Origin of the sequence: Amycolatopsis sp. NBRC 101858 (assembly GCF_030269325.1) — a bacterium.
Classification (GTDB): Bacteria; Actinomycetota; Actinomycetes; order Mycobacteriales; family Pseudonocardiaceae; genus Amycolatopsis; species Amycolatopsis ponsaeliensis.
The window spans coordinates 955,218-974,761 of sequence record NZ_BSTD01000004.1 but is presented as its reverse complement, the minus strand read 5'-3'; the positions used below and the strand labels follow the sequence as shown (position 1 = coordinate 974,761).

The 19,544-nt window shown below is 70.8% G+C and carries 14 protein-coding genes; 3 read left to right on the top strand and 11 right to left on the bottom strand.

Features of this window, described 5'->3' with window-relative positions:
* Positions 1-33: 33 nt before the first annotated feature.
* From QSK39_RS33305 to QSK39_RS33285, 5 genes are all read right to left on the bottom strand, one after another.
* Positions 34-1,473 carry a glycoside hydrolase family 3 protein gene (locus QSK39_RS33305; RefSeq protein WP_285481825.1) on the bottom strand — a complete coding sequence of 480 codons (1,440 nt, stop codon included), beginning with the start codon at positions 1,471-1,473 and terminating at the stop codon, positions 34-36.
* A 3-nt stretch (positions 1,474-1,476) separates the two neighbouring features.
* Complete coding sequence (locus tag QSK39_RS33300; protein WP_285481824.1) at positions 1,477-2,307, bottom strand: carbohydrate ABC transporter permease; 831 nt, start codon at positions 2,305-2,307, stop codon at positions 1,477-1,479.
* Entirely contained in the window at positions 2,304-3,290 is a 987-nt protein-coding gene (locus tag QSK39_RS33295; RefSeq protein WP_285481823.1) for a carbohydrate ABC transporter permease, read from the bottom strand. Before QSK39_RS33295 ends, QSK39_RS33300 begins: the two co-directional genes overlap by 4 nt.
* Entirely contained in the window at positions 3,287-4,591 is a 1,305-nt protein-coding gene (locus tag QSK39_RS33290; protein WP_285481822.1) for a sugar ABC transporter substrate-binding protein, read from the bottom strand. The genes QSK39_RS33295 and QSK39_RS33290 overlap by 4 nt, the downstream gene beginning before the upstream one ends.
* A gap of 323 nt (positions 4,592-4,914) precedes the next feature.
* On the bottom strand, positions 4,915-5,469 hold the full coding sequence (locus QSK39_RS33285) for an FHA domain-containing protein (protein ID WP_285481821.1): 555 nt from the start codon (positions 5,467-5,469) through the stop codon (positions 4,915-4,917).
* Positions 5,470-5,623: 154 nt separating this feature from the next.
* Between QSK39_RS33285 and QSK39_RS33280 the strand changes: the two genes are divergently transcribed.
* Positions 5,624-7,123 carry a DUF8426 domain-containing protein gene (locus tag QSK39_RS33280; RefSeq protein ID WP_285481820.1) on the top strand — a complete coding sequence of 500 codons (1,500 nt, stop codon included), beginning with the start codon at positions 5,624-5,626 and terminating at the stop codon, positions 7,121-7,123.
* A gap of 3 nt (positions 7,124-7,126) precedes the next feature.
* On the opposite strand, the gene QSK39_RS33275 is transcribed toward QSK39_RS33280, so the two are convergent.
* Together QSK39_RS33275 and QSK39_RS33270 are read right to left on the bottom strand one after the other, a co-directional pair.
* On the bottom strand, positions 7,127-9,226 hold the full coding sequence (locus QSK39_RS33275; RefSeq protein ID WP_285481819.1) for a (Fe-S)-binding protein: 2,100 nt from the start codon (positions 9,224-9,226) through the stop codon (positions 7,127-7,129).
* 30 nt (positions 9,227-9,256) lie between these two features.
* On the bottom strand, positions 9,257-9,673 hold the full coding sequence (locus QSK39_RS33270; RefSeq protein WP_285481818.1) for a hypothetical protein: 417 nt from the start codon (positions 9,671-9,673) through the stop codon (positions 9,257-9,259).
* 219 nt (positions 9,674-9,892) lie between these two features.
* Here QSK39_RS33270 and QSK39_RS33265 point away from each other — a divergent pair, with 219 nt between their 5' ends.
* Positions 9,893-10,555 carry a nitroreductase family protein gene (locus QSK39_RS33265; protein ID WP_285481817.1) on the top strand — a complete coding sequence of 221 codons (663 nt, stop codon included), beginning with the start codon at positions 9,893-9,895 and terminating at the stop codon, positions 10,553-10,555.
* A gap of 192 nt (positions 10,556-10,747) precedes the next feature.
* Here the strand turns inward: QSK39_RS33265 and QSK39_RS33260 are convergent, their stop codons facing one another.
* The 3 genes from QSK39_RS33260 to QSK39_RS33250 all read right to left on the bottom strand — a co-directional run bounded on the left by QSK39_RS33260 (position 10,748) and on the right by QSK39_RS33250 (position 15,440).
* Complete coding sequence (locus tag QSK39_RS33260) at positions 10,748-12,859, bottom strand: putative bifunctional diguanylate cyclase/phosphodiesterase (RefSeq protein WP_285481816.1); 2,112 nt, start codon at positions 12,857-12,859, stop codon at positions 10,748-10,750.
* Positions 12,860-12,947: 88 nt separating this feature from the next.
* Positions 12,948-13,979: an alpha/beta fold hydrolase gene (locus tag QSK39_RS33255; protein WP_502873331.1), complete on the bottom strand. Its 1,032-nt coding sequence runs from the start codon at positions 13,977-13,979 to the stop codon at positions 12,948-12,950.
* A 132-nt stretch (positions 13,980-14,111) separates the two neighbouring features.
* The gene (locus tag QSK39_RS33250; RefSeq protein WP_285481814.1) at positions 14,112-15,440 is read right to left on the bottom strand and encodes a cytochrome P450; all 1,329 of its coding nucleotides are present in this window, start codon (positions 15,438-15,440) and stop codon (positions 14,112-14,114) included.
* A 120-nt stretch (positions 15,441-15,560) separates the two neighbouring features.
* Here QSK39_RS33250 and QSK39_RS33245 point away from each other — a divergent pair, with 120 nt between their 5' ends.
* A complete protein-coding gene (locus tag QSK39_RS33245; protein ID WP_285481813.1) occupies positions 15,561-16,376 on the top strand; it encodes an SAM-dependent methyltransferase in 816 nt (271 codons plus the stop codon).
* On the opposite strand, the gene QSK39_RS33240 is transcribed toward QSK39_RS33245, so the two are convergent.
* On the bottom strand, positions 16,377-19,298 hold the full coding sequence (locus tag QSK39_RS33240; protein ID WP_285481812.1) for a glycoside hydrolase family 3 protein: 2,922 nt from the start codon (positions 19,296-19,298) through the stop codon (positions 16,377-16,379). It abuts the gene before it with no gap.
* Positions 19,299-19,544 lie beyond the last annotated feature (246 nt).

Here is a 19,544-nt window from a genome sequence, read left to right as displayed (position 1 = left end):
CCGGGATCACCGGCGGGGCTTCGCAAAACGGGCTCAGGCCAGGTACTCGGCCACCGCGCGCAGGCTGACGTAGGAGCCGCTGAACGTGTCGATCCGCGGGCCGTCCCCGTCCGCGGGACCCGGCACGCCGGTCTCCACCCGGATGAAGTCCACAGTGGACAACGCGGCCAGCAGCTCGCGCACCCGCGGGTGCCGATGCGCCTCCCGGGTCACCACGACGACGCTGCGGAAGTCCCGGGCCGCTTCGAGGACCGCGTCCGCGTCATCGGGGGTCGCCGTGATCGCCCGCGTGCCCGGCACCAGCTCGGCCAGGTGCGCGCCGAGGCCCCACGGCATCGGGCCGGCCGCGATGGTCGGCTCGGTCTGGACGTCGACGACCAGTGGCGGGCCGTCCAGCCGCACGTCACCGCGGATGCGCAACGCCTTGCGGGCCGCCTCCAGGCCGAGCCGCCGGTCGACCGGGCCCACCTGCGCCGGCGCCGGGTCGGTGCCCAGCGCCGCCGTCCGGGCAGCCGCCTCCTCGAGCCGGTCCAGGGGCAGCTCCCCCGCCGCGACCGCGGCCACGATCGCCGCGACGCACGCGTCCAGGTGCTCGGCCTCGAACGCCGCGCCGCCGAGGCAGAGCGCGTCCGCGCCCGCGGCCAGCGCCCGCACGGCCGAGCGGCCGAGACCGTCGTGCTTTCCGTACGCGCCGGACACCGCCCCCATCTCCAGCGCGTCGGTGATGACCGCGCCGGTGAAGCCGAGCTCGCCGCGCAGGACGTCGGTGAGCGCGACGCGGTTGAGCGTCGCGGGCTCCTCACCCCAAGCCTGCACGACCAGGTGGCCCGACATCACCGAGCGCACGCCGGCCCGGATCGCCGCGGCGAACGGGACCAGCTCGATCTCGCGCAGCTCCTCGACGGTCCGCGGCAGCACCGGCAGCGCGACGTGCGAATCCTCGGTCGCCGCGCCGTGGCCCGGGAAGTGCTTCGCACACGCCGCGACGCCGTACTTCTGCAGGCCGGTCACGTACGCCGCGACGTGCGGTGACGCCTTCGCCGGGTCGGACCCGAACGCCCGGACGCCGATGATCGGATCCTCGGCCGCCAGGGTCAGGTCCGCGCACGGCGCCAGGTTGAGCGTGACGCCGCAGGCCGCCAGCCGTTCGCCGAGCGCGGCGGCGACCGCCGTGGTCAGCTCCGGGTCGTCGGCCGCGCCGAGCGCCAGCGGGCCCGGCACGAACGACCCGGTGTTGACGTCGAGGCGGGTGACGTCGCCGCCCTCCTCGTCGATCCCGACCACCACGCCGTCCCGCTCGCCGCGCAGCTGCGCGGTGAGCGTGGCGACCTGCTCGTCGTCGACGACGTTGCGGCCGAACAGCACCACCCCGCCCAGCCCGCCGGCGACGCGCCGGCGCAGCCAGTCGGGCGCGGTGGTCCCGGCGAACCCGGGCAGGAGGACGGCTTCCGCGAGCTTCTCCGGAGAAGACAACAGCTACCCCTTCACGGCGCCGGCGGTCGCGCCGGACACGAGCTTGCGTTGCACGAGCAGGAAGAACACCAGGGCCGGGATCGCGTAGATGACCGACGCGGCCATGACGCCGCCCCAGTCGGTGGCGAACGCCGTGCGGAAGGAGGCCAGCCACACCGGCAGCGTCTCCTTCGGCTTGTCCTGGATGAACACCAGCGCGAACAGGTACTCGTTCCACGCGGTGATGAAGCTGAACACCGACGTCGTGACCAGGCCCGGGCCGAGCAGCGGCAGCGTCACCCGGCGGAACGCGCCGGTCTGGCTGCAGCCGTCGATCATCGCGGCCTCTTCCAGCTCGTACGGGATCCCGTTGACGAACCCGTAGAGCATCCAGACCGTGAACGGCAGCGTGGTCGCGAAGTAGATCAGCAGCAGCGACGGCAGCGTGTTGAGCAGGCCCGCGTCCCGCATGAGCAGGAACAGCGGGATGAACAGCGCCGACACCGGGGCCAGCTGCGCGACCATGACCAGCACCAGGAAGCCCTTGCGGCCGGTGAAGCGCAGCCGCGACAGCGGGATCGCCGCCAGGGTCCCGGCGACGAGCGCGCACAGCACCGACCCGACCGTGACGATCAGGCTGTTGAGCAGGTAGGTCGGGAAGTTGTCCTTGCCGAGCGCGGTGGCGAAGTTGCCGAACGAGATCGACGTCGGGATCAGGTCGTACTTGGGCGAGAGGATCTCGCCGGGCGTGCGCAGCGACGTGACGAACATCCAGTACGTCGGGAACACGATCGCCAGCGCCACGAGCACGCCGACGACCGAGAGCACGATCCGCTGCGAGAGCGACTTCTTCACGACAGATCACCTTCCCGGGTCCGGGTGAGCAGCTGGATGTACCGGCCCGTGATGAGCGCGAGCACGATGAGCATCAGCGTCGCGATGGCGCCCGCCGCACCGAAGTGGTTGCCCGCGATGCCCTTGAGGTAGAGCACGACGGCCAGGGTGGTGCTCTCGCCGTCGGGGCCGCCCTCGCGGATCGCCCAGATCTGGGCGAACGCGTTGAAGTCCCACAGCACGGACAGGAACGTGACCATGGTGGTGATCGGCTTGATGGCGGGCCAGGTGACCGCGCGGAACGTCTGCCACGCGCTGGCGCCGTCGATGCCGGCGGCCTCGTACTGCTCGCGCGAGACGCCGATGATGCCCGCGTACAGCGAGAACGTCACGAACGGCACGGCCTGCCACACGATGAGCAGCCCGATCACCGACAGCGTGCTGGCGCCGCTGGAGAACCACGAGAACCCGATGAAGCCGTGGAAGCCCAGCCGGTCGAGGGTCTTGTTGAGGATGCCGTACTGCTCGTCGAAGATCCACTGGAACACGGTGGTCGTCGCGATGACCGGCGTCGCCCAGGCCAGCACCAGCGTGACCTGCACGATGATCCGCACGACCGGGCCGAGGTGGCGCATGAGCACCGCCAGCAGCAGGCCGCCGAGGATGGTGGCGGCCACGATGGCGGCGGTGAAGACCAGGGTCCGGAAGGTGACCGTCCAGAACTCCGGGTCGGAAAGCGTGTTCGTGTAGTTGTCGAACCCGATCCAGACGGTCTTGCCGGAGACCAGCTGGCCGATGTCGAGCTTGCGGAAGCTGATCGCGAGCACCTGGACCAGCGGCCAGGCGAGCAGGACCAGGATCGCCGCGAGCGCGGGAAGCAGCAGCAGGTACGGGAGCACCCGGTCGCCGAACCGGCCCCGCCTGCGCTTCTTGGCCCGCGTGTCGCGCGGCGATGCCGGCGGGGTCGCCCCCGCCGGCATCGTCACATTGGCGGTCGCTGTCATCCGCCGATGAGCTTGTTCAGCGCTGCGTTGGCGTCGGCGGTCGCCTGGTCGAGCGTCTTCTTGCCGGTCAGGTACGCGGTCAGCATGTCCTTGACCGGGTTCTGGCCGGACTCCACGTCACCCCACTTCGGGCTGGCCGGCACGGCCTTGCCGTTGGTGGAGGCCTTCGCCATCACGCTGCCCAGCGGGTCCTTGTCCAGGCCGGTGAGGTCGGTCGACGTGCCGGGCACGACGCCGGCGGCGGCGAGCTGGCCCTGGTACTTCGCGCTGGAGAGCAGCTTGATGTACTCCTTGGCGGCGGCCACGTTCTTGCTGTTGGCCGGGATCGCCAGGTTCGAGCCACCCAGGAAGACCGGGGCGCTCTGGCCGGCGGTCTTGCTCGGGATCGCGAACGCGCCGGTCTTGGCGGTCAGGCTCGGGTCCGTCTTGGCGGCCGTCGGCAGCTCCCACGGGAGACCGATCATCATGGCCACCTTGCCGGCACCGTAGACGGTCGCCTGCTGCGGCTTGGCTTCGTCGGCGTCCTTCGGCGCCTTGGTGCCGGAGGTGTCGACGAGCTTCTTGTAGAACTCGAGGCCCGCCTTCGCGCCGGCGCTGTCCAGCGTCGCCTTGTAGTTCTTGCCGTCGGCCTGGGCGATGTCACCACCGTTGTCCCAGATGAACGAGAGCAGCGCGTACCAGTTCTGGCCCGGCATGTACAGGGGCTGGAAGTCGGGGTCGGACCCGAACTTCGTCTTCAGCTTGGTGATCGCGTCGATCCACTCGTCGTTCGACGTCGGCGGCTTGGCGATGCCCGCCTGCTCGAACATGTCCTTGCGGTAGATGACCTCACGGTTGGCCGCGTAGAACGGGACGCCGTAGGTCTTGCCTTCGTAGGTGCCGGAGTCGGCGAGGCCCTTCAGCCACTGCGCGCCGTTGAAGCTGTCCTTGTCGGCGGTCAGGTCGGTCAGCACGCCGTCCTGCGACGCGAAGGCCGCGGTCTGCGTGTTGCCGATCTCGATCACGTCGGGCGGGGTGCCGCCGGCCAGCGCGGTGGTCAGCTTCTGCTGGATGCCGTCCCACTGCTGGATCTCGTACTTGACCTTGACGCCCGGGTGGGCGGCCTCGAACTCCTTGTTGAGCGCGTCGGTCAGGGTGCTGGGCGCGGAGCCCGTCATCAGCCAGACCGTGACGTCGCCGGTGATCTGCGCGGGAGCACCACTCGACGACGCGGCGGTGTCCGTGCCGCTGGAACCCGCGCAGCCCGCGGTCGCGAGGGTGAGTGCGGCGGCGCCCGCCGCCAGCTTGAGCCAGCGTTTCACTCGATGCCGTCCTTTCCATGCCCGGCCACCGTGGCCAGGCGCCCCAAATGGTGTAGACCAATGTTGGGGTTAGAGTGGTACGTACCACAGGCCCTGTCAAGGCGGTTGCCGGAACGTTGTAAACGCACCGGGGAGTCTGACGGGGCGTAGTCGGGCGGTCACCGGCAACGCCGCGACCTGCGGGGGAAGTCGTCCGAATAGGAGGGTGTCCGGAACGTTTTTCACCGGTGGCCACGCGGGATTCACCGCACGGCCACCCGGTCGGCGCAACGAAAACCGCCCTCGGGAGACGGCTCCCCGGGGCGGTGGGTTCCCGCGCGGATTCACCTGCCGCCGAAGCGGCGTGGCCGCGCCTTCCGCCGGCGCGCGAACGCGAGGCCGAGCACGGTCACCAGCAGGCCCGCCGCCAGCAGGGCGAGCCCGAGCTCGGGTCCGGCGCCGAAGTGCCGCAGCACCCGCACCGCCCCGAGCGCGAACCCGGTGACGACCAGGACGGGCCCGGCCACCAGCGCGACGGTGCCGGTCCGCTCGGCGGGGACCACGGCGAACACCGGCTGCTCGTCGCCGATCGCGCCGACGTCCGAGAAGACGGTGGTGATCGGCCCGAAGGACACCCGGTCGCCGTCGCGCAGCAACCGTGCCTGCCTCGGCGCCAGCGCCTCCCCGTTGACGAGCGTGCCGGCGCGCGAGCCGGCGTCGGCCACCCAGGTACCGCGCGCGTCCCGCCGGAGCCACGCGTGCCGCGGGCTCACCCGGTCCGAATACAGCTTCAGGTCCGCTTCGGGGACACGGCCGACCAGCCACGAGCCCCGCCGCACCTCCAGCCGCGCGACCGCGCCGCCGAGCGTCTCGATCGTCGCCTGCTCCCGCTGCCCCATCGCCCCTCCCACCCGGTCCTGACTCCGGACAGAGCAGCGGCGCGCTGAAAAGATGCGCGCGATCGGGTGAACAGGTCGGCGTTCGGGCGACGATCATCGTCCCTCGGCCGACTGGGTGCGTAAGCCAGTTCGGGTCCAGGGAACCGGGAGAACGATGAAGTCAGCATGGCAGGTCCGCGCGGGCCGGCAAGGCGAGCGCGACCAGGAGGCCCTCGCCGAAGGTCTCGCGATCGTCGGCTGGGGTGGCGTCCCCGCGCTCGGCGGGTTCGGCAGCAAGGACGCGCTCGAGGCCGGCCTCCGGGAGTGCTACCCGCAGCGGTCGAACTACGTGGTCGGGAACTGGGCCGGGCAGCTGTGGCGCTTCTACCGGGAGATGAGCGAAGGCGACCTCGTCGTCATGCCGCTCAAGAACGTGCGGCAGTTCGCCATCGGGGAGATCACCGGGTCCTACCACTACCGCCCCGACGCGGCGCCGGACTGCCGGCACGCCCGGCCCGTCCGGTGGCTCCGGACCGGCATCGCCCCCGGCGAGTTCGAACCCGACCTGCGCGGCAGCCTCGGTTCCCTGCTCACGGTCTGCCGGCTGAGCCGGCACGAGGCCGCCCGGCGGATCGGGGAAGTCGCGGCCGGCCGGGCGGACCCGGGCTGGCAGCACGCCGCGGCGAGCCTCGATCCCGATGCCACCCAGGCCGACCTGTGGGAAGCCGTCGAGACCGGTGCGGCACCCGTGAAGCTGACCGTCCGGGACCTGCTGGCCCTGTGGAGCTACCGGCGGCGCACCGCGACGTCGCTGGTGACCGTGCAGTCCGAGCTGGCCGAGCACGGCGTCACGACCAAGCCGCCGTTCACCACGGCCCGGATGGACGCCGTCGTCGAACTCGTCCCGATCGCCGACGAACCGGGCACGGCCGACTCCGCGGCGGACCCACCCGAGGTCGACGCGCTGGACGACCTGCCGACGAAGTGGACGGTGCGCGCGGTCCTGCCGGAGAAGCCCGCCATCGAGGCGGTCACGGCCGGGAAGCCGCTCGCCACCGCCGTGACGCTCATGCTGGCCAAGAACTACTCCCAGCTGGCGGTCGTCGACGAGGACGGGTTCTACGTCGGCGCGGTCAGCTGGGAGTCGATCGGCAAGGCCCGGCTGACGAACCCCGAGCCGACCCTGCGGGACGCCACCACCCAGGTCCGGGTCATCGACTTCGACGACGAGCTCTTCGCGCAGATCGACGAGATCTACCGCCGCGGCTACGTCTTCGTCCGGGGCGAAGACCGCCGGCGGCTCATCGGCGTCGTGACCGCCAACGACCTCGCCCGCCAGTTCGGCACGCTCGCCCGGCCGTTCTCCCTGCTGGAGGAAGCGGAACTGCGCATCCGCCGGCACACCCGGCGCTGCCTGCCCGAGGAAGTGATCGAGCGGGCGACACCGAAGTGGGCGAGCAACCCGACCTTCGGCAGCTACGTCCGCATGCTCGAGCTCCCGGAGCGGTTCGAGCTGCTGAACTGGCCGCTCGACCACGAGACCTTCCTCGACCTCCTCACGAAGGCGAAGAACATCCGCAACGAGCTGATGCACTTCTCCGGCGAGGAGGTCCCGGAGCAGGACCTCGCCGCCATCGAAGGGTTCTGCGCGACGATCAAAGCCGTCGACCAGTGAGCGTCAGGGCTTGGGTGCGACCTCCGGCGCCTTGACCCGTTCCAGCAGCAGCTGGGCCACATCGCGGACGTCGACGTTCTCGGCCTTCTGCTCGCTCTGCCGCTGCACCAGCCCGTCGGTCAGCATCACCCGGCAGAACGGGCAGCCCGTCACGATCGTCTCCGCGTCGGTCGCGATCGCTTCGTCCACGCGCTCCAGGTTGATGCGCTTGCCGATCTGCTCCTCCATCCACATGCGGGCGCCGCCCGCGCCGCAGCACAGGGCGCGGTCCGCGTGGCGGGGCATCTCCTCGAGCGTCGCGCCCGTCGCCCCGACCAGCTCGCGGGGCGGCGTGTAGACCTTGTTGTGGCGCCCGAGGTAGCACGGGTCGTGGTAGGTGACCTTGGGGCCGTCCTCGACCGCCTTGACCGGCGTCAGCTGGCCGCCGCGCACCAGGCGGTTGAGCAGCTGCGTGTGGTGCACGACCTCGTAGTGCCCGTCCAGGTCCGGGTACTCGCGGCTCAGCGTGTTGAGGCAGTGCGGGCACGTCGTGACGATCTTGCGCAGCCGCGGCTCGCGGCCCTCGAACACCGCGTTGAGCGTTTCCGCCGTCTGCTGCGCCATCATCTGGAACAGGAACTCGTTGCCCGCGCGCCGCGCCGGGTCGCCCGTGCAGGACTCCTCCTTGCCGAGCACCGTGTACTTCACGCCGGCGATGTGCAGCAGCTCGGCCGTGGCGCGGACGGTCTTGCGGGCGTTGTCGTCGAACGCGCCGGCGCAGCCGACCCAGTAGACGTACTCGACGTCGTCGGCGAGTTCGCCATCGAACACCGGGACGTCGAAGCCGAGGTCCTTCGTCCAGGCCAGCCGCTCCGAGTTGTTCTGGCCCCAAGGGTTGCCCTTGGTCTCCAGGTTCTTGAACAGCCCGCCCAGCTCGGTCGGGAACGCCGACTCGATCATCACCTGGTAGCGGCGCATGTCGACGATGTGGTCGACGTGCTCGATGTCCACCGGGCACTGCTCGACGCACGCGCCGCAGGTGGTGCACGACCAGAGGACGTCCGGATCGATGACGCCGTTGTCGGCCTCCGTCCCGACGAGCGGGCGCGCCTCCTCGTGCTCGGTGCCGGCGAGGATGTAGGGCGCCTCCTCGAAGAGGTTGTCGCGCAGGCTCATGATGAGCAGCTTGGGCGACAACGGCTTCCCGGTGTTCCACGCCGGGCACTGCGACTGGCAGCGGCCGCATTCGGTGCACGTCGAGAAGTCGAGCATGCCCTTCCACGTGAAGTCGCCGATCTTGCCGCGGCCGAACGTGTCGTCCTCGCCCGGGTCCTCGAAGTCGATCGGCTTGCCGCCGGACTCCATCGGCAGCAGCGGGCCGAGCCCGTCCGGCAGCCGCTTCGCCGAGACGTTGATCGGCGCCACGAAGATGTGCAGGTGCTTGGAGTAGAGCACGATCGACAGGAACACCAGCATGACGCCGATGTGCAGCAGCAGGCCGACCGTCTCGAGCACCTCGGTCGTCGAGTGCCCGAGCGGCTCGAGCAGGTTCCCGACACCGAGCGAGACGTACGCGCCGTTGTCGTACGGGAAGTTGCCGGACGCCGAAGACGCGCCGCGGAAGAAGAACATCGTCCAGACGACGTTGAAGATCATGAGCAGGATCAGCCACGCGCCGCCGGTGTGCGAGCCGTAGAACCGGGACGCGCGCTCCTTGCGCTCGGGCGCCTGCCGGATCCGGATCACCGCGAACACGCCCAGCGAGACGGCGACCATGACGGCGATGAAGTCCTGTAGGAAGCCGAGCACCGCCCAGTGGCCGATCCACGGGATCGCGAACTTCTCGTCGAAGAGCGCGCCGTACGCCTCGAGGTACACCGAAGCGAGGATCACGAAGCCCCAGAACGTGAAGAAGTGCGCCAGCCCGGGCACGGACCACTTCAGGAGCTTGCGCTGGCCGAACACCTCGCGCACCTGCGCGAAGACGCGGGCGCCCAGGTCGTCCGACCGCTTGGTGTCGGGCTGGCCGGCCTTGATCAGCCGGTAGAGGAACGCGACCCGCCTGCCGGCGACGGCGAGGCCGACGACCGTCATGAGCAGGCCGAGGATGAGACGAACGAGCACGGGTCCTCCGGTCGTACTTCGAGGAAGGGCTCAGTGCGAGCCGGTGTAGTAGCGGCACGCCTTGCACGCGTACCGCATCTTCGCGACCCGCCAGTGTTTCCGGTACAGATCGAGATCGGGCGACCGGCGGACGCCGAGGCGCTGGTAGCGCCCGGGACGGCGGCCGGTTTCGTACTGCTCGGTCGCGCGGCCGAGGTGGGCGCGCCGCAGCACGCACCCCCGCGTCCCGCAGCGGCCGAGCGCGCCGCGGCAGAACCGGTGCAGCAGCACCAGTTCCCCGGTGACTTCTTCGACCACGCCGTACCCGGGGTGCGCGCCCGGTCCGGTGAGCCGCACCGGCAGCCCGCAGTACCCGCACTTGAGGGTGCAGGACAGGCAGCCGGCGATGTGCCTGAGCCGCAGTTCGCGCCGGTCTTCGGAGCCGGGTCCTCGGACGCGCGACGCCATGGGGCCTCCTCCGGCGACTGTGATCGGCACCACTGACTACTGGAGGGTAATGAGGAGGTCACTTCATGCGACAGGACCAATCGGCCTAGTTGAGTTGCACCGTTCGGCGTAAAAATCCAGGCAAGGATCACCTTACTGTCCGTATAGCGGACGCCCATGCTTCGGGAATCGCACGTTCGGCCCTGATGGCGCAGCGGTGTTCCCCGCCACAATCCGGGCATGACGTATCGCCCCGTCCCGTACCGGCCGGCCCGCGTGCCCGCCGCCGAAGCCGTCGCCGAGGCCGCCGCCCTGCGGCAGCGGATGGAAGCGCGGCGCTCGGTCCGGATGTTCTCCCCCGACCCGGTCCCCGAGCGCGCGGTGCTCGACGCGATCGCGGTGGCCTCCACGGCCCCCAGCGGCGCGCACCAGCAGCCGTGGACGTTCGTCCTCGTCACCGATCCCTCGGTGCGCCGGACGATCCGCTCGGCGGCGGAGGCCGAGGAACGGATCTCTTATGACGGTCGCCTCGGCGACGAGTGGCTCGACGCGTTGCGGCCTTTGGGCACCGACGCGGTGAAGCCCCACCTGACCGACGCGCCGTACCTGATCGTCGTGTTCCAGCAACGCTTCGCCCTCGACGACGGCGGCGGCGTCCACAAGCACTACTACGTCGACGAGTCGGTGGGCATCGCGGTCGGCATGCTGCTGACGGCGTTGCAGGTGGCCGGTCTGGCGGCGTTGACGCACACGCCGTCACCGATGCGCTTCCTGGGCGAACTGCTCGGCCGACCCCGCAACGAACGCGCATTCGCGGTGATCCCGGTCGGCTACCCGGCCGACGACTGCGTGGTCCCGGACCTGCGGCGCAAGTCCCTCGACGAGGTGCTGGTGCGGATCTGACCGATCAGCAGGCGAGCAGCCCACCCGGCAGCGTCCGGTACAACGGCCCGCAAGCCACATCGGCGCCGCGCTCCGGTGGCCGGGGCCGGCGGTGCTGACACACGTCGCCACCGATGCGATTCCTCGGCCGCCCCCGCCTTCCCAATCAGCTACCCGGCCGACGACTGGTCGTGCCGGTGCGGATCTGACCGATCAGCAGGCGGGCAAGCCACCCGGCAGCGCCGTGTACAACGGCCCGCAAGCCACGTCCGCGCCGCGCTCCTGCCACCACTCCGCCTGGGCCTCGTCGTCCACGCCCGTCACCGATACCACCGCGCCGGCCTCGTGGGCCGCGTCGATCAGGGCTGCCAGGGAGCCTGCCACCAGCGGGTGGTTGCGGTGGGCCAGTACGTCGGCCGCCAAGCGGACCGTGCGCGTGGGCATGTCGACCAGGCACGTCACGTCGGCCGCCGCGCCGAACTCGTGGATCTCCGCGCCCACGCCGATCTCCGCCAGCACCTTCAGGTTGTCCGCCGCATCGCCGGAGTCCGCGAGCAGGGTCGCGGCCGGGAAGCCGGGCCGCAGGCGCTCCGGCGCCAGGCCGCTCGACTCCAGCACGCCCCGGATTTCGCCGACCAGCTCCGGGTCAGCGGCCTGGTGCGCCGTCAGCTCGACGGTCAGCGGCACGGCCACGCCGGCCGCGGCGATCTGCTCGACCGCCGTGCGCAGGAGCCACGTGCCCAGCGGCAGCGCCAGCCCCGTCTCCCCCGCCAGCCGGACGCAGGTTTCGTGCGCCAGCACGCCTTCCACCGGGTGGTTCCAGCGCAGCCGCGCCTCGACGCCCAGGACCGCGCCGCCCACCACGGCCACCAGCGGCCGGTAGCCGACCTCGATCTCGCCGGTCTCCCACGCGCCCGCCATCGCCGCGGCCAGGCCGAATTCGTGGCGGTCGCGGCGGTCCAGCTCGCGGTCGAACAGGCCCCACTGCGCCCCGGCCCGCTGCACGCGGCGCAGCGTCAGGTCCGACGCGCGCAGCAGCTCGGCCGGCGTGATGTCGCGGGGCGGCCGGTGCACGACGCCGATGCTGGCCGACACCGCGACCCCGCGGTGCCCGTCCACGTACTCCGGCTCCGCGAGCTCGTGGGTGATCCGGCGGACGAGCGTCAGGACGCCCGGCGTGTCCGCGGTGTTCTGGACCAGCACGCCGAACTCGTCGCCGCCGAGCCGCGCGATGAGCGCCTTCTCGCCGTCGAAGACCGTCTTCAGCTTCGCGGCGACCCCGCGCAGCACCCGGTCGCCGAGGTCCTGGCCGAGCCCGCCGGTGATCTGCGAGAAGCCGTCGAGGTCGAGGTGGAAGAGCGTGACACCGCGCGACGCGTCGGCTTCGCGCAGCAGGTTCTCCAGGCGGGTGCTGAAGAACTGCCGGTTCGGCAGCGCGGTGAGCACGTCGTGCAGGGCTTGGTGGGACAAGCGCCGCTGCAGCAGCGACACCTCGGTGTCGTCGTCGACGATGGTGATCAGCTGCCGGGGCGCGCCGACCGCATCGCGGATCACCGACGCGGCGAAGGTGGCCCACATCGGCTCGCCGTCCCGGCCGACCAGCCGGCGTCCGACGCGCAGCCGGTGCAGCCGGCCGGCGACCAGCTCGCCGTAGGCCTCCCGCAGCTCGCCGACCTCCTCCGGGTGCACCAGGTCGAACAGCGTCATCGCGGCGATCTCGGCCGGCGTGCGCTGGAGCGTCTTGGCCAGCGCGGCGTTGGCACGCAGCACGCGGCCGTCCAGCTCGGTGAGGGCGACGCCGCTGGCGGAGCCGGAGAACACCTCTTCGAACTGAGCGCGCGTGATGACCTGCTTCTGCCGCGTCTCCTGCTCGACCTTCAGCAGGGCCCGGCTCAGGGCTTCCTGGCGCTTCTGGATGTCTTCGCGCAGCGTCTCGCCGTAGCCCGAACTGAGCGCGCCGAGCACCAGTACGACCCGCTCGGCCAGCCCGTCGACCCGGCGCAGCTCCGGCTCGCGCAGCAGGGCCTTGCCGAGCACCTCGAGGCTGCGGCGCAGGCTGTCCGCGCCGACGCAGCGCAGCTCGACGAGCCGGGCACCCACCGCCGCCGCTTCCTCCAGCTCCGGCGGGTCGCTCACGACCGCCTCGAACAGCCGTGCGACGAGCACCGCCAGCTCGCGCTCGATCTCTTCGGGCGTGTGCGGCAGGTACGCGGTCGTGCTGATCAGGTAGCCCCACTTGCGTGCCAGGGTGCCGAGCCGTCTCGCCGCACGTTCGGCGGACGGCTTCTGCCGCGGGTCGTCACCGCGGGGATGGGGAACAGTCACCTCAGCCTGTCCTGGGGATCAGTCACACTCCGGTTCGGGTAGCCGATATATCTTGGCGCGAAATGGTGTCCGGCGCACGAAACAGCATTCATCCAATCGAGTGGTAACCCTGCGGAGCGATCGCCAGCCGGTCCCGCAGCCACGACCGGGTGGCGTCGCGGTAATCCGCCGCGTTCTCGTGCAACGCAACGGAATGACCGGCACCCCGGAGGACGAACATCGACAGTTTCGACGGATCGGCGTAGTACGGCGCTTCCTGCGCTCGGAGCACCCCGGCGTCCGAACAGTCACGCAGCGCCAGGAGCCCGCAGAAAAGAACGTCCTTTTCCCCCACCACCTGGAAAACCGGTACGGTAATTCCCCTCGTGGCCGGTAGCACGATCCCGAACAACGCGACCGTGCCCATCCCGGGTACCGAGACCTGGTCCTTGGTCGCTTCGTCGGCGGCGACCACGCCGGGGTCGGCATCGCCCGCGGCGTAGAACAGCCCGGCCCGCGCGCCCGGCCTCGTGGTGAAGTACAGCGGATCACTGCCCAGGCGCCCGAGCTGGCCGTCGAGCAGCGCCGGCTGCAGGCCGAGCGCCGCACCGAGGGCCAGCACCGGCAGCGCGGGCAGGTGCGTGATGCCGGTGAGGACCACGCCGTCGACGTCGTGGTAGGTCGACGCCTCCACGGCGACGACCCCGGACCCGACCGAGTGCCCGACGATGACCACCTTCGCGAACCGCACGCCGCCGACGTGCCCGGCGCGCAGGTGCCCGACCACCTCGTGCGTCGACTCGGCGGCCGCCCAGACCGACAGCGGCAGGCTCAGCGGGCGGCTGCTGCGCCCGGCGCCGAGCTGGTCGGCGGCGAAGGTCGCGTAGCCGTGCGCGGCCATGTCGCGCTGGTAGGAGTAGCGCTCCGGCTGGTACGGCAGGTCCCAGTACGCGCTGTTGTACGTGCCGCCGTGCACGAGCAGCTGGACGGTGTCCGGCGCCTCGCCGGCGGGCAGGCACAGCCGGCCGTGCATCGTCGCGGGCGCGCCCGGCACCAGCGGCGGCAGACCCGGGCCGCCGACCGGCAGATCCGTGTCGGTGCAGGAGATCGCGGCGGCCTCGGCGGGCATCGCGGCGGTCATGGAAGCGAGCAGGACACCGCAGGCGAACAAGGCTGACGTCACCTTGACGGGCAGCTTCACGCTGTTCTCCCTCGGGACTCGGACAGGTGAAGGAACTCCGGAACACTACACCCGGTAGCCGAACGGGTACCGTCAGGTCCGGGCCACCACGGTCATCGGCAGCCGGTTCGGCTGCATGGTGGCCTTGAGCTGGGCCTGGACCTTCTTGCCCGGCACGGGAACCAGCCGCCAGCGCGCCCCGATCGTGGCGGCGATGATGCCGATCTCCGTCGGCGCGAAGACGTGCCCCGGGCACAGCCGCGCACCGGCACCGAACGGGATGTACGCGCCCTTCGGCAGTTCCGCGGTGTGACCGGGCGTCCAGCGGTCCGGGTCGAAGCGCTCAGGACGGGGGAACCAGCGGGGATCCCGGTGCAGGGTGTGCTGGCTGACCGCGACCTCGCTGCCGGCCCGGATGGTGACCCCGCCGAGCTCGACGTCTTCGCGGGCGCGGCGCATGAGGATCAGCGGCGGCGTGCGGCGCACGATCTCGTTGACGATCTGGTGCGTGTACCCCAGGTCCGGCAGGTCCTCGAACCGCGCGGCCCGGCCGCCGAGGACGTCGTCGACCTCCGCGTGGAACCGGCGTTCGACCTCCGGGTGCTGCCCGAGCTCGTGGAAGAACCAGGCCAGCGCAACGGCGGTGGTTTCGGCCCCGGTGGTGAGGATCGTGATGACCTCGTCGTGCACCTGGCGGTCGGACATGCCCTCGCCGGTGTCCTCGTCGCGGGCCATGAGCAGCATCGACAGCAGGTCGCCGTGGTCGGCGCCCTGCTCCCGGGCGGCGACGACGGTTTCGCCGATGACGTCGCGCAGGCGCGCGGCGGCGGCGTCGAACTTCCGGTTCGGCGGAATCGGCAGTTTCTCCACGAATTTCGGAGAGAACGCCCGGATCAGCACGTATTTCAGCATGATCGGGATCGAGCGCTGGATTTCCGCCAGGGCTTCGTCGCCGAGTGCCGTGGAGAAGAGCGTCTGCCCGGCGACGGTCAGCACGAGGTCCTGCATCCGCCGGTCGAACTCCACGACTTCGCCGGGCTGCCACGAACTCGTGAGCTCGTCCGCCAGCTTCGTCATCGTGGTCTCGGCGTAGCCCGCGATCCGGGTCCGGCCGAAGGCGGGCATCACCAGGCGGCGCTGGCGGCGGTTGAGCTCGCCGTTCGACGTGGCCAGGCCGTCGCCGAAGAGCGGGCGCATCTTGTCGAAGACCAGGCCCTTGTCGAACTTGTCGGCGTCGGTGGCCAGCACCTGCCAGGACAGTTCCGGGGTGGTGACCACGTGCACCGGCAGCGGCCCGAGGCGGAGTTCGACGACATCTCCGTGTGCCGGAAGGGAAGTGAAGAGCTTCAGCGGGTCGCGCAGCAGGGGCACCGTGTGCCCGAGCACGGGCCACCGGCCGGGCACGGGGCGCGCGTCGGTCATGTCGCGTCACCCTAACGGGGCGGCCGGCGCGTCGAGCGCGGGTCCACACGAACGGGTGAGGGCGCTAGACTGCGACACTTCACAAGCGGCTTCCTAGGGCGCTCGAGGGTGGGAGGTCCCGTGACCGGGGAACTGAGCTGGGTACCGCCGGAGATCGACACCACGGTGCCGAACCCGGCGCGGGTGTACGACTTCTGGCTCGACGGAGACCACAACTTCGCCGCCGACCGCGCGCTCGGGGAGCAGATCCTCAAGATCATGCCGGGCGTGCGCGACGCGGCCCGCCTCAACCGCGCGTTCCTGCGGCGTGCGGCGAAGTTCATGGTCGACTCCGGCGTCCGGCAGTTCCTCGACATCGGCTCCGGCATCCCGACCGTGGGGAACCTGCACGAGATCGTCCAGCAGGCCGACCCGTCGTGCCGCGTGGTCTACGTCGACCGGGAGTCCGTCGCGGTGGCGCACAGCGAGCTGCTGCTGCAGGACAACGACGACTGCCTCGTGCTGCAGGCCGACCTGCGCGACGTCAACGACATCTTCGCCGGTGCGGGCAAGCTGCTGGACCTCGACCAGCCGGTCGGGGTGTTCATGTTGCTGCTGCTGCACTTCGTGCCGGACTCGTGGGAGCCGGCCGACATCCTGGCCCGCTACCGCGACCGGCTGGCCCCGGGCAGCTTCCTGGCCGTCACCCACGTCGCGGCGGACTCCGAGGCGGGCCGGCTCGACGAGGCCGTCGAGGTCTACAAGAGCAACCAGAACCAGCAGAACCAGCCGGTCCCCCGCACGCACGACGAGGTCCTCGCCTTCTTCGACGGCTTCGAGATGGTCGAGCCGGGCGTGGTCGGCTGCGCGATGTGGAAGCCGGAGGGCGCCGGCGACATGTCCGACGACCCGTCGATCAACGCCCTCCCGTACGCCGGGGTCGGCCGGAAACCCTAGTCACCGCAAGGAGAACGTCGCCAGGTTCACCGGCCCGTCGAAGGTGAGGTACACGTCGTGACGGCCGGTCGCCCTGGCCAGTGCTGCCGTCACCGTCGTGTAGGCGTACCGGTCCCCCGTGGACGGCACCGGAGCCGTGCCCAGGATCCGGCCGGTCGGCGAGTCCAGCCGGACCGTGACGTGCGACGGCTCCACTGTGGACACCGATGCGGACAGCCGCGCGGGGCCGTTCAGTGCGACGTGGTGGTAAGCCAGCCAGCTCCCGGCCACGGTGGACACCGAGGTGCCCGCCGTTTTCGCCGTGTCGGTCAACGTCGTCCCGGCGTAGTCGTCGAAGTTCTGCGCCTGCGTGGGACGGCTCAGGTCACGCGGCGGGACCCGCTCCCCCGGCACGAAGACCGGCTGCGCCGCGGAGAGGTCGGAAGCGTTGCGGCCCACCGAGAAGTCGTAGGACCCCTGCTCGACGACGGACCGGTCGAGCGAGACGCTCCACGAGGCCAGGTCGGCGACCGGCACCGAGAACCGCACCGCGCGCGTTTCGTGCGGCTTCAGCGTCACGCGGGTGAAGTCCCGCAACCGCTGCACGCCGGACTTCGCCGAGTAGAGCTGGACGACGTCGGTCCCCGGGCGGGCACCCGTGTTGGTCACGTCGACGCTCACCTGCACCGCGTCACCGGCCCGGAAAGCCCGCACGCCGCTGTACCGGAAGCTCGTGTAGCTCAGCCCGTACCCGAAGGGGTACAACGGCTTCCCGCGGTAGTACTGGTACGTCATCCCGGTCTTCGCGATGTCGTAGTCCAGGATGCCCGGCAGCCCGGCGTCGGAGGCGTACCAGGTCTGCGTGAGCCGCCCGCCCGGGTCGTGGTCGCCGAAGAGGACGTCGGCGACCGCGTGCCCGGTCTCCTGCCCCGCGTGGCTCGTCCACACGATCCCCGGCACCGGCAGCGTGTCCCAGCCGGTCGTCGGATAGCTGTTCTCCACCACCACGACGGTGTGCGGGTTCGCCTTCCGCACGGCTTCGATCAGCGCGCGCTGGGCCGGGGCGAGCTCCGTGCTCGTCCGGTCGTTCGCCTCCCGGCCGTTGATGAACGGCATGCTGCCGACCACCACGACCGCGGTGTCGGCCCCTCGCGCCGCGGCGACCGCGTCGGCGACGCCGCTGCGCAGCACTTCGCGGCCGAACTTCGTCGCGTGCGCCGCGTCGGGCGCCGAGATCGTGAGGACCCCGTCGGCGCCGACGACGGCGAAGCGGTTCGGGCCGAACCAGGGCTCGGTCACCTCGTTGCCCGCGTACTCGAGCACGTAGGTGCCGTCGGGCTGCGGGTCGAGCTTGAGCTGCTGCTGCACGAACCACCCGGCGGGCTGGTCGGCGTCGTTGACCAGCCCGCCGCCGGAGAAGCTCAGGTACTTGCCGTTCGCCGCCGCGCGCAGGGTGTTCTTGCCCGCACCCCAGTCGAAGACGTCGAAGGACTCCGCGGTGCCCGCGACGGACCCGCCCGCCGTCACCTTGCCGGGCGAAGACGGCGCCGTCAGGTACCGGCCGGTCGAAAGGTCCTTGAGCGCGATCCGGTCGACGCCTTCGGAAGACGCCACCGAGGTGCCGAGGCGTTCGGCGATGCCCTGCTTCGGCGTGACGCGGTAGGGCATCGACCCGCTGTACCAGTCCTCGTAGAGGGTGTCCGACAGCGGACCGACAACCGCGATTTTCCGATTCTTCGCCGCGTCCAAGGGAAGCGCGTTCGCGGTGTTGCGCAGCAGGACGGCCTGCTCGTCGGCGACCTTGCGCGCGAGCGCCCGGTGTCCGGGCGAGTCGATCACGGCCGGGGTGATCTTCGCGTACGGGTTGCGGCCCGGCGGGTCGAACTCGCCGAGCCGGAAGCGCAGCGACAGCAGGTGCCGGTCGGCTTTCTCGACGTCGGCCATCGTCAGCAGCCCGCGTGCCAGCGCTTCCTTGACGGCTTCGACGGTGATCGAGCCGTTCGTGTCGTTGTCGGTGAAGCTGTCGAGCCCGGCCTTGATGGCCGCCGCGTCCGCCTCCGCCTTGGTGGCGTAGTACTTCTCGGAGTTGACCAGGTTGGACGGCGCGCCGGCGTCGCTGACGACGGCGATGTCCTGGGGCGCCCACTTCCGCAGCAGGCCGCCGAGGTCGGGGCTCACGGTGTTCGGCCGCCCGTTGACCAGGTTGTACGACGGCATGACGCCGTTGGCCGCGCCGGCCTGCAGCGGGATCTTGAACGCCTGTTCGTCGTAGTCGTGCAGGATCTTCGGCGGCACGGAGGAGTTGCTGGTGTCGCGAATGACCTCGTTGTTGTAGGCGAGGTAGTGCTTCAACGTCGGTGCGGCCTGCAGGTACCGCGGGTCGTCGCCCTGGATGCCGCGGCCGTACGCCGTCGCGAGCTCACCGGTGAGGTACGGGTCCTCGGAATAGCCCTCCTCGTTGCGGCCCCAGCGCGGGTCGCGCAACAGGTTCACCACCGGCGCCCACAGGTTCAGGCCCCACAGCGTCGGGTTGCGCGCGTTGAAACCGCGCGCTTCCTGCCCGACGGCCGCGCCGACCTGCTTCACCAGCGCCGGATCCCACGTCGACGCGAGACCGATGGCCTGCGGGAAGACCGTGCCGTCGGCTTTCACGACCGCACCGTTGTTGTCGTAGTCCGTCGACCAGGCGACGCCGTGGAGTGCCTCGGTGCCGGTCTTGAACACGCCGATGCCCAGGCGCGGGATGGCGGGCTCGTACTGGTGCAGCAGCGAGATCTTCTCGTCGGCCGTCAGCCGCGACAGCAGGTCGTCGATCCGGGTCGCGAGCGGCAACGCCGGGTCGCGGAAGGGCATCGGGGGTGCCGCGAGCGCCGGCGCGGGCGCCAGCAGCAGGGTGGCGGCCACCACCGGGACGAGGGCACGGCGGAGCGGGGACTGGCGCACGGACGGCCTCCCGGATTCGTCGAATCGTTTCGACAGTGCGGCGCGGAACATTCGTGCCGAAGGTGAGGATAGTGACGACTATTACAGTCGTGTGAGCACGAGGTCAAGACTTCCTGGGAGCGCACCCAGGAACTCCGGCCGGCTCCGAAAACTTGGCCTTGAGCTGGGCGAAGATCTCCTATCAGCGATGTTCGACAGATTCGACGCGAGCGGTGATCGTCGAATGCGAATCGAATTTCTTCCGAC

Bases quoted from the DNA above. Each gene is read 5' to 3' on its own strand.
- QSK39_RS33295 (WP_285481823.1), bottom strand. From the start codon at position 3,290: ATGACAGCGACCGCCAATGTGACGATGCCGGCGGGGGCGACCCCGCCG.
- QSK39_RS33285 (WP_285481821.1), bottom strand. From the start codon at position 5,469: ATGGGGCAGCGGGAGCAGGCGACGATCGAGACGCTCGGCGGCGCGGTC.
- QSK39_RS33280 (WP_285481820.1), top strand. From the start codon at position 5,624: ATGAAGTCAGCATGGCAGGTCCGCGCGGGCCGGCAAGGCGAGCGCGAC.
- QSK39_RS33270 (WP_285481818.1), bottom strand. From the start codon at position 9,673: ATGGCGTCGCGCGTCCGAGGACCCGGCTCCGAAGACCGGCGCGAACTG.
- QSK39_RS33265 (WP_285481817.1), top strand. From the start codon at position 9,893: ATGACGTATCGCCCCGTCCCGTACCGGCCGGCCCGCGTGCCCGCCGCC.
- QSK39_RS33255 (WP_502873331.1), bottom strand. From the start codon at position 13,979: ATGACCGCCGCGATGCCCGCCGAGGCCGCCGCGATCTCCTGCACCGAC.
- QSK39_RS33250 (WP_285481814.1), bottom strand. From the start codon at position 15,440: ATGACCGACGCGCGCCCCGTGCCCGGCCGGTGGCCCGTGCTCGGGCAC.